Origin of the sequence: Halosolutus halophilus (assembly GCF_022869805.1) — an archaeon.
Lineage (GTDB): Archaea > Halobacteriota > Halobacteria > Halobacteriales > Natrialbaceae > Halosolutus > Halosolutus halophilus.
The window spans coordinates 919,509-933,941 of the sequence record NZ_CP094974.1 but is presented as its reverse complement, the minus strand read 5'-3'; the positions used below and the strand labels follow the sequence as shown (position 1 = coordinate 933,941).

Genomic DNA, 14,433 nt, shown 5'->3' with positions numbered 1-14,433 from the left:
TGTCCGTCTCGAACGACGCGCCGAAAATGCGTTATTTCCGCACCGACAGGCTCATTCGACCGTCACGCTCTTCGCGAGGTTGCGTGGTTTGTCGATCGGTCGATCGAGCAGGTTCGCGGCGTGATAGGAGAGCAACTGCAGCTGGACGTTCGCGAGCAGGCCCGCCCAGACGGGATGGGTCTCGGGAATCGACAGGTGTACGTCCGCGACGTCGACGAGCGAGTTATCGTCCGGACCGACGGCGACGATCGGCGCACCGCGTGACTGCGCCTCGATCGCGTTCGTCTTCGTCTTGTCGTCGTCATCGCCGGTCGAGACCGCGATCACCGGCGACGCCTCGGTCACGAGGGCGAGCGGGCCGTGTTTGAGTTGGCCGGAGGCGAAGCCCTCGGCGTGTTCGTAGGTGATCTCCTTGAACTTCAGCGCCCCCTCGAGCGCCACCGAGTGGCCGAGGCCGTTCCCGATGAAGAAGTACGACTCGCTGTCGAGCGTCTCCCGGGCGAGGGTCTCGGCCTCGCTCGTCTCCAGGACGGTTTCGACGTGCTGGGGCAGGTCCGCGAGCGTCTCGAGCATCGCCGATCGGTCCTCGACGGGGGTCGCGTCCGGGACGTCGCCGGCGATGCGCTGGGTGAGTAGCGCGAGCGTGACTGCCTGCGAGGAGTAGGTCTTCGTCGCGGCGACGCCGACCTCCGGGCCGGCCCGGATGTAGACCGCGTCGTCGGCTTCGCGTGCCGCCGTCGACCCGACCACGTTCGTGACCGCGAGCGTTCGCGCGCCCCGATCGGCCCCGATCCGGAGCGCGTCGAGCGTGTCCGCCGTCTCGCCGCTCTGGGTGACCGCGACGACGAGCGTCTCCTCGTCGACCGGTCCGGACATCGACTCGTACTCGCTCGCACGGAGGACTTCCGTCCGGACGTCGGCCGCCCGCAACAGCTGTCCGCCGTACATCGCCGCGTGATACGACGTTCCACAGGCGACGAACTGAACGGTCTCGACCGCCTCGAACGTCCCCGGCGAAAGGGCTTCGAAGGCGACGTCACCGTTCTCGACCCGGCCCTCGATCGTGTTCGAGAGGGCGGTCGGCTGCGTGTGGATCTCCTTCAACATGTAGTGGTCGTACTCGCCTTTCCCCGCGTCTTCGGGATCCCAGTCGACGGTGTCGACCGATCGCTCGACCGGAATCCCCTCGAGGTCGGTGATCCGGTAGGAGTCGGGTTCGAGGACGACGAGGTCGCCGTCCTCGAGGTAGATCACCTCGTCGGTGTGATCGAGGAACGCCGGGACGTCGCTGGCGAGGTACCACTCCGCCTCGTCGAGTCCGAGCACGAGCGGGGAGCCCTTTCGTGCGGCGTAGACCCGTTCTTCGCCGTCGACGATCGCGGCGATGGCGTAGCTCCCTTCGAGGGTGTCGACGGCCCGTCGAACCGCCTCCTCGGTGTCGTCGGCCGTCTTCAGGTACTCGTCGATGAGATGCGGGATGACTTCCGTGTCGGTGTCACTCTCGAACTCGTGGCCCTTCTCGCCGAGTTCCGCCCGGAGTTCGTCGTAGTTGTCGATGACGCCGTTGTGGACGACGGCGACGTCGCCCGCGGTGTCCGTATGCGGGTGGGCGTTCTCGTCGGTCGGTGGCCCGTGGGTACTCCAGCGGGTGTGGCCGATCCCCATGTTCCCGTGGGGATGCGCGTCGAGCGAGGACTTGAGGTCCGCCACCTCGCCGGAGGTCTTGTGAACCTTGACGCCCGACCCGTTCTGGACGGCGATCCCCGCCGAGTCGTAGCCGCGGTACTCGAGGTTCTCGAGTCCCGACAGTAGCGTCTCCGCCGCCTCACCCTGGCCGATACGTGCGATGATACCGCACATCAGCCGTTCACCTCCGTTCGAGAGACGTGCGTCGACCACGTCACACCACCCGGCGATCGGGGTGAGACGGGGAGATCGACGACTGTGTCGGTCGTGTCGCCACGATTCGAGACCGCTGCCCGCAGTGCAGTACTGTTCCGTGTCATTGTTGATTCCTACCCGCGTCCGTCGTCCACTGCTGGACGGGCGGGCCTCCACTGCACTCCAAATCAGACAGCGGCCATTACTATACGACGAATAAGACGGTCACTGTCGGCTGTATAACGTCAGACACGGTTTCGTGCTGTGCAAGTCGTGTCTCGTCCCCCGATTCCGCACCCAAATATCGTGACAACCGTCCGGCTCGGTACGTATCGAACCGGCGTCCCGAGTACTCCCGAGACGGGCAGGAACAATTCGTCGGCTCGAAACCGCTACGAGGCGCGTCGACGCGCTTACGTGGATCTTAAACGAGTCTCCGGTTGGACGCCAGTTGCGATCTGTGAGACGTGTCGTGACGGCCAGTGGAACCGTCGCCGTCGGAGATGCCGTCGCCAGTGGGCAAGTGACGGGAACGTGAGGGCGTCGAGAGGCAAGTGACGAGAAAGTGAAGGCGTCGTCGGTAGCCAAGTGACGGAAAAAGTGGGTGCCGCCGGCGCGGCGGGTCCGGTTCGCTTCCGGGTGGTGCGAAACAGAGTGGTGGCATGCACGACGCGTGCTCACGGAAGCGGATTCTCGACCTCGTCCGACTGCGTCTCGTCGTCCGGTTCGGTCTCGGTGAGGGTGATGACGTTTTCCCTCCCGACCGAGGACTTCTCGATCGTCCCGTCGGCGTGCATCTGCGAGCAGATCCTGCTGACCTTCGACTTCGACCAACCGGTCTCTTCGGCGATCTGGTGCTGTCGAATACGACCGCGATTCGCGACGAGCAGTCGGACCACTCTCCCTTCGTCGCTCAGAAGTTCCGGTGGTGTGTCGGGCGAGAGATACCGTTCGTACCCCAGGTGATCGTCGGTACGTGTGCGGTCCCCCTCGTCCGAGTCAGCTGCCGTGTCCGTGATCAGCGGGAGCGCCGTAATTTCGACGTCGCGTTCCGCCAGCATCTCTGCGACGCGAATTCCGACGAGCCCGCTGACGAGCAAGAACAGAACCGCGACCATGGCTATCTCCCAGAACGACGCCACGCGAAGCGGTTGCATCCAGGACAACAGTCCACCGGATCGGACACCGATCTCGGAGCCGATCGTCGGTATCGCGATCGAGTGCGTGTCGAACTGGGAGATCGGAACGGAACCCATGTTAATCGGGTAACTGCTGTGGATCGACGCGAACGAGGCTCCGACTCCGGTCTGGATAGTGGGCACCATGGGTTGTCACGGTTCTGCTGCGGTCGATGGGTGGTCGACTCACGACCGTCGTGAGTTCACCGACCGCACTGGCAATCGGATCCGAAGGACCTTCATTATGAATCGGTACATGAGCGTTTAACAACGGTATAAACGTCCGTCACGACGTCTGCCTGCCGATCCGACAAACCAGCCCGCTCCCCGCTCAGTCGTCCGGATTCTCTCACCCGCGCCGCTTGCAACCGTTTATTCGAGGTATAGTAAACGGCCCCCACCGACTTGGGGGTTCTGAGGCACGCCCCACGATTGCGGGCACATCAATCTCGCACAGTCGCCGTCGCACTCGGTCGTGCGACGGTCCTGCGACAACGTATCACCCATGACCACGACAATCAGCGACACGGAGACGCGAGGGGACGATCGAGAGAGCGACCGGTACGACCTGGACGCGAGCGGCGGGGGAACCGCCCTCGAGCACGTCGAGGAGGAGGCCACCCGCGAGGCGACGATCTGCGTCGTCGGACTCGGGTACGTCGGACTGCCGCTCGCAGTCGGCTTCGCGCAGTCGGAGTATCGCGTGCTCGGGTACGACGTCGACGAGAGGACGGTCGATCGACTGCAGGCGGGGATCGACACGACCGGCGACCTCTCCGACGAGGTGATTCAGGACGGTGACATCTCCTATACCACCGACGCGAACGTGATCGGCGAGGCTGACTACGTCGTCATCACCGTTCCGACGCCGATCGACGACGACGATCGGCCGGACCTGAGCTACGTCGAGAGCGCGGCGACCACCGTCGGCTCGAAGATGGATCCCGGGACGACGGTCGTCCTCGAGTCGACCGTTTACCCGGGTTCGACGCGCGAGGTGCTCGTCCCGGCGCTCGAGGACGCGTCCGATCTCGTCGCGGGCGAGGACTTCTTCGTGGGCTACTCGCCGGAACGCGCCACGCCGGGCGACCCCGAGCACGGCCTCGAGGACGTCGTCAAGGTCGTCAGTGCGCAGAACGAGAGCGTGCTCGACGACGTGGCGACGCTGTACGAGTCGATCGTCGACGCGGGCGTCCATCGCGCTCCCTCGATCGAGGCCGCGGAAGCGTGCAAGGTCGTCGAGAACGCCCAGCGCGACCTCAACATCGCGTTCGTCAACGAGCTATCGATGGCGCTCGACGAGATGGGCGTCGACGCCCGGGCGGTCCTCGAGGCGGCGGGAACGAAGTGGAACTTCCACGACTACCGGCCGGGACTGGTCGGCGGCCACTGTATCCCGGTCGATCCGTACTTCCTCGCGTACCGATCGGCACAGGACGGGTACGAGCCGGAGCTGGTGCGAACGAGCCGGAAGGTGAACGAGTCGGTGCCCGACCACGTCGCCGACATGACGATCAAGGCGCTCAACCGCTGTCACAAGACGCTCCGCGAGAGTCGCGTCCTGGTACTGGGGCTGTCGTACAAACCGGGCGTGGGCGACATTCGCAGTTCGAAGGTCGTCGACGTCGTCGACGCGCTCCAGGAGTACGACGTCGACGTCGCGGGATTCGACCCGTTCGCCGACGACGAGGCGGTCCGAGACGCGTTCGGCATCGAGGTCCAGGAGACGCTCTCGTTCGAGGGATACGACGCGGTCGTGCTCGCGACACCCCACGCGGAGTTCGTGGACCTGGACCTCGAGGCGGTGGCGTCAGAAGTCGAAGCGAGTCCCGCACTGATCGACGTGACGGGCGCGATCGAGGAATCCGACGCCGTCGAGGCGGGATTCGTCTATCGGAGGCTGTGAGACGATGCTATCCAGCGATCGGTCGGTCGACGGCGGGATCGTATCGGCGGCGATCCGAGCGGCGGGTACTGGACCCGGAATCCGACTGGCCCGTACGGAGTCCGATCGAGACGCCAACGCGATCGCGGAGGTGGCACCTCGATGCGCGTCGTGATCACGATCCAGCACCCCGGTCACGTTCACTTCTTCCGCAATCCGATCGCGGAACTACAGGCGCGGGGGCACGACGTACACGTCTTCGCGCGCGAGAACGACGTCGCGATCGAGCTCCTCGAGGCCTACGATATCGACCACGAGGTGCTGGCCGGCGAGTCGGACGGACTGCTCTCGCTGGCCGCAGTCCAGGCCACCTACGAGATGCGACTGTTGCGGCGAGCGAAACGGATCGATCCGGACGTGATCGCGGCGATCGGCGGCGTCGCTGCCGCCCACGTCGCGTCGGCGTTGCGGACGAAGAGTATCGTCTTCTACGACACCGAACACGCGACCCTCATCACGAAACTCGGCTACCCGTTCGCGGACGTGATCTGCACCCCGTCGTGCTACCGGGACGACCTCGGCCCGAAACAGGTGTCGTACCCGGGGTACCACGAACTCGCTTACCTTCACCCCGATCGGTTCGAACCCGATCCGTCGGTTCTCGAGGCGGTCGACATCGAGCCGGACGAGGAGTTCGCCGTCGTGCGACTCAGCAGCTGGGGGGCCTCCCACGACGTCGGCCACGGTGGCTTCGACGACCCTCACGAGATCGTCGATCGGTTCGAGGACGAGGGCGTCCGGGTCCTGCTCGCGGCGGAAGGGGAGCCCCCGGCCGACCTCGAGGCCTACCAGTTCTCGACGGCACCGGACCGGATGCACGACCTGCTGGCCTACGCCGACGTCGCCCTGAGCGAGGGCGCGACGACCGCGTCGGAAGCCGCCGTACTCGGAACGCCGTCGGTCTACGTGAACCCCCTCTCGCTCGGCTACACGACCGAACTCGAGGAGGAGTACGGGCTGCTGTTCGAGTACAACGGCGAGATGCGACACGTGCGCGGGCTCGAACGCGCCGTCTCGATCGTCGGGAAATCCCGCGAACCGTGGCGACGACGCCGCGACGCCCTGCTCGAAGAGCGGGTCGACGTGACGGAACTCGTCGTCCAGCAACTCGAAACGCTCGCGCGGACATCCGCGTCGAACCGATCGGCTCACGCGACCACGACGAGCGAACGATGAAGGTACTACAGCTGGTCACGACGCCGCGACCGTTCTTCGACCAGCAGGTGTCGGCCCTCGAGGAGCGCGGCGTCGACTGTACGGTGCTCGGCGTGCCCGGCGAGCACGGCGGTGACTCGTCCCGATCGCCGACGGCGTACGCGCGATACTACCGGGACGTCCTCTCGACGATCCGGTCGACGGAGTACGACCTGGTGCACGCGAACTACGGCCTCGTCGTCCCGTTCGCGCTCGCCCAGCCGACCCGGCCCGTCGTAGTGACCCTGTGGGGGACCGACCTGATGAGCGAGCACTCGTGGCTCCGATCGCTGAGCCGGTTCGGGGCCCGACGGGCGGACGCCGCGGTCGTTCCGAGCCGGCCCATGGCACGCGCACTCGGAACCGAGCACGATCTGCTCCCGTTCGGCGTCGACACCGACCTGTTCAGGCCGATGCCGCGGGACGAGGCCCGCGATCGCGTCGGCTGGGAGACCGATCGACCGATCGCGCTCTTCCCGTACGACCGGGACCGGGACGTGAAGGACTTCCCGCGGGCGCGCCGGCTCGTCGAGCGTGCGGACGTCGACGTCGACCTGCGGACCGTCTCGGGCGTCGCCCACGAGGAGATCCCCGCCTACATGAACGCGAGCGACGTCCTCCTCGTGACGTCGAAACGAGAGAGCGGGCCGATGGTCGTCAAGGAGGCTGCCGCGTGCAACCTGCCGATCGTCTCGACCGACGTCGGCTTCGTCCGCGAGACGATCGGCGGGGTGGAGAACTGCGTCGTCAGCGACCGGGACGGTGCCCTGATCGGCGGTCTCGAGCGGATCGTCGACGAGGGCAGCCGATCCAACGGCCGCGAGTCGATCGACGGGCTCGGGATCGACTCGCTCGGTGATCGCCTCCTCGGCGTGTACCGTCGGGTGCTCGACCAGTGTGACGGAGCGAAACAGCGCACGGAGGTCGGCCATGGAGTATAGATCGCTGTCGGAACTGCGACCGCTGCGACTCGACACGGTCGCCGCGATCGGTGGGCTCCTGATCGCGATGGGGCTGTTCCCGCTGCGACTGTTCGCGTCGCAGATCTACCTCGACACCGTCCCGATACTGCTCGGAACCGCGTGTACGCTGTATCTCGTCGCCCTGTACCAGCAGGAGGACGCACACACACTCCCGACGCTTCCGACGGGGGTGGCGATGGCGCTCCCGGGTCTCGTCCTGACCGGACTCGCGGGACTCGTGCTCCTGGCGGTGATTCAGGGGACTCGAACCCACCTCTTCTTCGGGGTGGCGAGCGTCGTCGGGTCGCTCCTGCTCGGCCAGATTCTCTTCACGACCGATCGCGACTTCAAGCCGGGGCTGTTGCTGTTCCAGATCGTCTGCTTCGCGTTGGTCTTCCGGTTCACCGCGCTGTACGTGACGCCGGGCTACATCGGGATCGACATCTGGACGCACACGGAACTCACGCGCGCGATCCTCACGGAGGGCTCTCTCGACGCGATTTCCGACGACAAACACTACGCGTCGCCGTTCTACCACCTGCTCGTCGCCGCGTCGGCGCTGCTGTACGACGTGCCGATACGCACGGCGGTGTACCTCTCGGTGGGGCTCGTGATGCCGCTCTCGATCCTGCTCGTCTACGCGGCGACGAATTTGCTCGTCTCGCAACGGTGGGCGACGCTGGCGGCGGGGTGTTACGCCCTGGCGAGCCACGTCGTGATGTGGGGTATGCATCTCATCCCCACGAGTCTGGGGCTCGTCTTCTTCCTCGGGATGCTGTACGCGCTGATCCGGGTGATGCGGATCGAGTACACGTTCCGGGACTTCTCGTTGCTCCTCCTGTTGAGCGTCGCCGTGATCCTCACCCACCAGGTGTCGACGTTCATCATGCTCGTGCTGTTGATCGCGGCGTTCGTCGCGCAACTCGTGTTCGTCGTCGGGCCGCTCGGGCTCACGCGACTCGACGCGAGCGTCTTCCGGGCGAAGAAGCCGGTCAACCTCGTCGGGCTCGTCGTCTTCAATTTCGGGCTCACGATCTTCGTCTGGTCGCTGACGCCGTATCGTCAGCAGTCGTTCCTGGCGACCGTCCTGAGTTTCTTCAGCCAGACGGTCGAGGAGAGCGCCGGCTTCCTCAACATCGCGAGCGACTCGTCGGGCGACCCGGCCGAGGCGGGGGCCGAGGCGGCGACGGTGGTCGAACAGTTCGTCCCCTACATCGACGCCCTCGGCTTCCTGTTCCTGCTCGGCGCAACGTTCGTCGGCTGTCTGTACGTCGTCCACCGGCGACGCGCCGAACAGTCGGTGTTCACGCTCTTGCTGGGGGCGGCGTTCATGCTCGTGTTCGTCATGGGGATGCCGATGTTCGGTATCCACACCTTCATCCCGACGCGATGGTTCGCCTTCCTCTACGCGCCGATGTCGATTCTCGGCGCGATCGGCCTGCGAACCCTGAGCGGGAAACTCTCGCCGGGGCTCGTCGTCTCCGTCCTCCTGCTATTCGTGCTCGTCTACCCGGGGGCGATGATCTTCGCGACCGAGAGTAACATCGACAACCCGGCCTTCGACGACCAGCACGAGCGCCTCGCGTACGACCGGTCGGAACTCGCGGCAGCAGGGTCGATCGCCGAGTTGACCGGTTCGCCGGACGGCAGCGAGATCCGTCCCGATCAGCAACTCCACACCGATCATCCCTACCAGACCCTGTTCAGCCGGACCGGCGCGTACCCGTCGACGACGACCGCGACGGTCCCCGACGGCGGCGTTGCGGATCACGAGTACGTGGTCTACCGATCGAGACAGTCGTCCGACGCGGTCTACTTTACGGACGACGGCGGGGAGGGCCGGATCGAGCAAATCTCGCAGGACAGGCTGTGTCGGTCCGATCAGGCGACGGTCTACACGAACGGGGACGTGACGATGTGTACCACGTCGCCGGCGAGTGCGTGATCGGCTTCTCGCCGGCGAGTACGCGACTGGGCGTCGACCACCACCGCGATACCGTCACGAAAGAACGGTCTCGACGAGCGAGTAGCTGTCCTCGTTTTCCAACTGGGGTCTCTACCGCACTCGCTGGGTGCGGACCCCGGAGTGTCCGGTAGCTCGATCGGTTCCGCTGCCGTCAGCGTTCTGCCCGGTTTGCCCGCTACTCGCGGCGGTTCCAGTGTTGCACCGGTCGAGACGATGGTGAACCGAGGTACTGCGTCCGGCCCATTCGTCGCAACGGTGGGCCCGCCCCTTCGACACCGTTCTGAGCGTTGCATCTCCGGTCCTCGATCGGCGTCACGGGCGGATTTCCGGCCGACGAGCAAACGGGTCTCCCTGCTCGCGAGGAGGGTCGTCCAGCCGACTCTCGATCCGCAGAGGGACTTCGATCGACGATCCACGCGCTGGCGCGAACGTCCCGCCAGGCGTCGCTGACGCTCCCATATCGTCGGCCAGCCCGGAGCCCGACGGCGGCCAGTTCCTGCACGAACTGGACGGCAACCCGCAGGTTCAGTCGGCCCGCGACGAGGTGGTTCGGGTCCCGGAGGGGTGACCGCGACGACCCGATCGAGGAGTCCGTCGTAATCGGCTGTCAGCGGCGATGTGACCGGCCCGAGAACAGCCCGCCGTCAAAAACCTCTCCCCTCGGATCCGGGTCGAGCGCGTCGGTCACGGCGTGTGAGAGGGCCGTCAGCGAGAACGAACTAGCGAGGAGACGGCCCTCGGTCCGGACGGCCACCACGGGCCACGAACCGGACGAACGGGGCGACGACCGGGCGATGACGCTCGAGCCCAGCGAGTGCGGGACGGACGCGGCGGCGAGACGTTCCACGGACCACGACTACTCGACTTCGATCGGGAGCCGAATCACGCGGTAGGCGTCGTCGGCAGCGGGCTCACTCGACGGCTCGCCGTCGTACAGGAGCAGTGTCAGCCGCAACTCCCCCTCCCGCATCGTCGGGGTTACGTTGAGGGTTTGCTCGTGTGTCGCACCGTCCGGAACCGTCACCGACTTCCGATCCAGTTCGGCCGTCTCGTGGACGGTGGCGTTCCCATCGTCGTAGCTCACTCGCTGGAGCAACACGACGGTCGTGTAGGACCGTTCTTCGTGTTCGCGGTTCGTGATCGTGGCAGTAAGTTCCTGGGTCTCTCCGGCGGTGTAGTTCGATTCGTACATCGTCTCGGTCTCGCCGGTGACGTTCTCGGTTTCGATCGCGAACTCCGTGAACCCGTCGTGTTGGGGCGGGTTCGCGACCGCGAATCCGGCGCTCGCGAGCAACAGGATCAGGCCGACCACGATCGCGGCGTTGTACGGTCGGTGGTTCGGTCCACTGTAGAGCGACGGCCGCGTTCGAGTGAAAAACAGCGGCGCAGCGGAGAGCGACGGAACGTACCGCCGATCGGGCGCACACCGATAGCGAGAACCGATCGCGATTAGTGCGAGGACGATAGTGAGCACTGAAAGTCCAGAGAGAACCGGTTCGACCGACAAAACCCCTGGGGTTACGGACGCGAAAAGGGTGATCGCCGGGACGAGCGCAACGCTGAAGGCAACTGACAGGACGAACCGTTCGACCGCTTCGAGTCCTCCGTCAACCAGCAGGGGATTTCCGAGGCCCGTCTTCTCTTCGTCGAACGACTGGTAGTCGTCGGTCGGCCTGTCCGGAAAGAGCGCCGAGACGAGCGCGTACCCGGGAAGAAAGAGGACGAGCGGGATTGCTAGCGCGATTCGTGCAACGCCCCCGATGCCGGAAAATATGCCGTACGTGAGTGCACCAGTGATCGCGATGACGATCGCCTGATCGGAAAACCACCAGTTGGAGTCGCTCATTTCTTCGATACTGGGGGCACAGCGGGTTTATTATCGCCCGGATAAGCCCCGGTCAACGAGGACGGTGTGACGGCCGTCTGACGCCCAACTATCACAACTTCGATACTACATTTGCATATATAACTTTCGCCGGTTCTGAACTGTCCCAGAACTATGAACGGTCGGAAATTCAGAATTAGCTTTCGAAATTTCCGGTAATACGAAGAGGATAATAAATCTCGAAATCGATTTCGAGAATTCGCGTTACGGGACTTCTTGGTACGTATATCGCGGTTTAAAAATCACAGAAAATGATGTCTGACTCCGTGAAACTGACTAAAGTATACCGTTCACAGATGCACGGTTTCAATCCTTTATTACCCACTTCTGATTAGGGAAGACTGGTGCGATGAACGCGACACATATCAGCTCAGAAGAACAGGGTGAGCAGGGTTCGAATGACGAAGCTGACGCCCCCTCTGAAGAGCCAGCCTTCTCGAAAGACGAAATCTTTCATCTCCTGCAAAACGAACGCCGTCGTATGGTTCTCCGGTACCTTCGCGGGACCGAAGGTCCCGTCCGCATGCGCGACATCGCGGAACAGGTCGCTGCGTGGGAACACGATACGACCGTCGAAGAACTCACGTCGACGCAGCGCCAGCGCGTCTACATCCCCCTCTACCAGTCTCATCTCACGAAACTCGACGAGGCGGGCGTCATCGACTACCAGCAGAACCGCGGTATCGTCGAGCGAAAGCCCCTCGCGGACCGGGTCGATACGTACCTCGAGCTGGAACCGACCGACGAACCGTCCGCCGAGACGGGAACTGACGGGGCCCACTGGGGCGACTACTACATCGGAGCGACGGTCGTCGGCTACGTCGTCCTGCTGGGTGCCGTGATGGAACTGCCGTTCACCTCGTTCCTCTCCGGGATCGGTCTCAGCGCACTGATCCTGATCCTCTATACGGTGCTCACGATCGGCTGGAACATCAACTGACGACCGCTGACACCTCCGCTCCAAACTAGCCCGGAACGATCCAGACGGCAACCGTCGTGACGGCTGTGACCAGAATTGTCGTAAGAACGGTCGTCGAGACGAGCGCGACGAGCACGACCAGTAACACGATCGAAATCGCTCCCAGCGCAGTCAGCGAGAACAGGTTACGCTCGGTGCGCTGTGCGGAGCGTTCGACGAGTCCCTGCGCCTCGTCGAACTCGATGTCCCCCGTGGCGTCGAGTGCCGGGAGACGCTCCCGGTGGAGCCGCTCGTGGACGGCGGCCCACGTTTCGATCGACGGACGTGCAGGGCCGATCAACTCGTCGGTGACCTCGTCGACGGTTACGGGCGTCTGCATCCCGTCCAGGACCGCCAGCAGGCTGGCGTCGGAGTCCGGAAGAAATTCCCCCACCCGATCGCTGTCCCCGGCACCCCCCTTCGAGAAATCGCTCCCCGAGGTATGATAGATCGTCACTCCTGCAGTAGTATCGTCATCTTCGGTACGCTCGTCGGATCGAGCGTCGGATGAAGAGCGAAACCACGACGGCGTCAGACGCATATTCCGCGCTAACTGTTCTTGCCATATAAGTATACTCACGGTTCAACGCTCCTGAACGAAATAAATCGTTGTTAGAGCCGCTTTCAACGGATGTCTGTCGAATACAACTGTTGTCGAAGAGCGAAAACGACGACGCCGTCTGCGACGTTACACGACCGGTGACTCGGGCGGGTCCAGCCACGGGAGTGGTGGCTCTCGTGTCCCCTGCCAGCGGTCGATCCACCCGCGAAGATCGGTGAGTCTGAGTTTGTGTCTGGCCGGGAGACTGTGGACGTGCTCGAGGTCCGCCAGCAGGCGTCGATCGAAGTCGTGTCGGTCGAACAGTCGCTCGCGATCGGGCCACGGCGGTTCGAACGACGAGAGGAACGGCGTCTTCCGGCGGACGAACCCTTCGATCTCGTTGAGCAGGGTCGCATCGTGTGGCCGATCGGGCGGCCTGTGTCGGAGGATCTCGCCGTCGATTCGCTCGCACGCCCGGAGGAACGTTTCCGTCGTCCGGTGTTCCGGAGGCGTCCGGAGGTGCCAGTCGATCAGTTCGCGATCGGTCGCCAGAAACGACGTCAGGAAGTGATCCGACAGGTGAGCGTGGAACGGCACCGAGGGCTGGTTGGCGATCCCACAGCAGGTGAGGGCGTTCTGCTCCCTGTCTGCGCGTGATCGTCTCGATTCGAACTCGTCGCGGATCGCCTCCCTGACGAACGACTCCGGATCGACGTCGAACGACGTCCGATCGGCGAGTTCGAGACTCGCCTCGCGGTCGTACCCGAACTTCTCGAGGAGCGATTTCACGGGATCCGGATCGGGATCGAGTCGGCCGATCGGGACGCGTTTCCCGAGGACGTCCACGCTGTCTTCTGCGGTGAAGTGACCCCGGAAGAACGTGTCACAGAGCAGCCCGTGATACATCGTGTCGACGTCGATCTCGTCCGTATAGCCGGCGTGGTGGATGTGCAAGGATTCTTTGATCCCCTGCGAGTACCGGATCTTCGACTCGCCGGGCCGAAGGTACTGCTCGTCCGGCAGAAACGCCGTATGGCTCGCGTCGTACTGGGCGGCGACGCGTTTCGCGCCGCGCACTTCCTGTGCGTCCGGCGAGCCGACCGTGTAACAGCTATCGATCGCCTCGATCTGCGAGAGGATGATCCGCGAGTCGTACCCCGCCGAGAGGAGCAGGCCCTTTCGCCCGGGGAGCACCGATCGCCGGTCCAGCGCCCGCTCGAGCCGATCGGCGAGTTCGCCGACGTAGTCGAACTCTCCGTGCCGGTAGACGAACCGATCGAGCGGATCGATCGACGTCGGCGTGAGCCGGCTGTCCAGCGGGAGCCGATCCAGTTGCGTGACGGCGGTTTTCTCCCCGAGTGCGACTCCCAGATGGAGGAACTCGAGGATACCGTCCCGGTCGAGGATCGGTTCCGCGATGGTGCGACCGACTTCGGCGGCGTCGGTTCCGAAGACGCGAACTCCGGGGTCGTCGGTGTGGAAACACTCTCGCGACCGGATCGGATCCGTGACGACGAACGCCTCACCGGCGACGTCGTGGTCGAGGACGGCCAGGTACGACCCGTTGAGCGACGCCAGTGCCTCGCGCCCGTCCGTCTCGTAGCGTTCGAAGAGCCAGCGCGCGGCGTTCGACTCCGACGACGAGTCCTCGTCGGGGACGTACACTTCGCCCCAGACGACACAGTAGCCGTCGTCGCCCGCGTACCGGGCGCTCCAGCCGGGAGTTCCGAGGTCGGCGTCCCGGATCCCGACCGTGACGGTCGATCCGGTGAGTACCTCGTCGAACTCGTCACTGGCTCTGAACCGCTCGAACGTCTCGATACCGCCGAATACGCCGAAGAGTTCCCTGTTCATCGACACGCACCTGGCAGGCGGCGTACGGTCGAGGTGTGGGTTCCGAGCGAGCCCGCCTCACGTACGCCT

General features: G+C 64.5%; 10 protein-coding genes. 5 read left to right on the top strand and 5 right to left on the bottom strand.

What is annotated here, in order from left to right; genetic code table 11:
* Positions 1-51: 51 nt before the first annotated feature.
* Together glmS and MUG98_RS04480 are read right to left on the bottom strand one after the other, a co-directional pair.
* Positions 52-1,860, bottom strand: a complete 1,809-nt coding sequence (gene glmS, locus MUG98_RS04485) for a glutamine--fructose-6-phosphate transaminase (isomerizing) (RefSeq protein ID WP_265112550.1) — start codon at positions 1,858-1,860, stop codon at positions 52-54.
* A gap of 698 nt (positions 1,861-2,558) precedes the next feature.
* On the bottom strand, positions 2,559-3,206 hold the full coding sequence (locus tag MUG98_RS04480) for a helix-turn-helix transcriptional regulator (RefSeq protein WP_265110955.1): 648 nt from the start codon (positions 3,204-3,206) through the stop codon (positions 2,559-2,561).
* A 358-nt stretch (positions 3,207-3,564) separates the two neighbouring features.
* Between MUG98_RS04480 and MUG98_RS04475 the strand changes: the two genes are divergently transcribed.
* The 4 genes from MUG98_RS04475 to MUG98_RS04460 all read left to right on the top strand — a co-directional run bounded on the left by MUG98_RS04475 (position 3,565) and on the right by MUG98_RS04460 (position 9,105).
* The gene (locus tag MUG98_RS04475) at positions 3,565-4,965 is read left to right on the top strand and encodes a nucleotide sugar dehydrogenase (RefSeq protein WP_265110954.1); all 1,401 of its coding nucleotides are present in this window, start codon (positions 3,565-3,567) and stop codon (positions 4,963-4,965) included.
* A gap of 141 nt (positions 4,966-5,106) precedes the next feature.
* The gene (locus tag MUG98_RS04470) at positions 5,107-6,180 is read left to right on the top strand and encodes a DUF354 domain-containing protein (protein ID WP_265110953.1); all 1,074 of its coding nucleotides are present in this window, start codon (positions 5,107-5,109) and stop codon (positions 6,178-6,180) included.
* A complete protein-coding gene (locus MUG98_RS04465) occupies positions 6,177-7,139 on the top strand; it encodes a glycosyltransferase (RefSeq protein WP_265110952.1) in 963 nt (320 codons plus the stop codon). The genes MUG98_RS04470 and MUG98_RS04465 overlap by 4 nt, the downstream gene beginning before the upstream one ends.
* Positions 7,129-9,105, top strand: a complete 1,977-nt coding sequence (locus MUG98_RS04460; RefSeq protein ID WP_265110951.1) for a glycosyltransferase family 39 protein — start codon at positions 7,129-7,131, stop codon at positions 9,103-9,105. Before MUG98_RS04465 ends, MUG98_RS04460 begins: the two co-directional genes overlap by 11 nt.
* Positions 9,106-9,982: 877 nt before the next feature.
* Here the strand turns inward: MUG98_RS04460 and MUG98_RS04455 are convergent.
* On the bottom strand, positions 9,983-10,972 hold the full coding sequence (locus MUG98_RS04455; RefSeq protein WP_265110950.1) for a DUF1616 domain-containing protein: 990 nt from the start codon (positions 10,970-10,972) through the stop codon (positions 9,983-9,985).
* A gap of 388 nt (positions 10,973-11,360) precedes the next feature.
* On the opposite strand from MUG98_RS04455, the gene MUG98_RS04450 reads away from it, so the two are divergent.
* Positions 11,361-11,951: a DUF7344 domain-containing protein gene (locus tag MUG98_RS04450; RefSeq protein WP_265110949.1), complete on the top strand. Its 591-nt coding sequence runs from the start codon at positions 11,361-11,363 to the stop codon at positions 11,949-11,951.
* Positions 11,952-11,976: 25 nt separating this feature from the next.
* Here the strand turns inward: MUG98_RS04450 and MUG98_RS04445 are convergent, their stop codons facing one another.
* Both MUG98_RS04445 and MUG98_RS04440 read right to left on the bottom strand, forming a co-directional pair.
* On the bottom strand, positions 11,977-12,510 hold the full coding sequence (locus MUG98_RS04445) for a hypothetical protein (protein WP_265110948.1): 534 nt from the start codon (positions 12,508-12,510) through the stop codon (positions 11,977-11,979).
* Positions 12,511-12,657: 147 nt separating this feature from the next.
* Entirely contained in the window at positions 12,658-14,364 is a 1,707-nt protein-coding gene (locus MUG98_RS04440; protein ID WP_265110947.1) for an asparagine synthetase B family protein, read from the bottom strand.
* Positions 14,365-14,433: the final 69 nt, after the last annotated feature.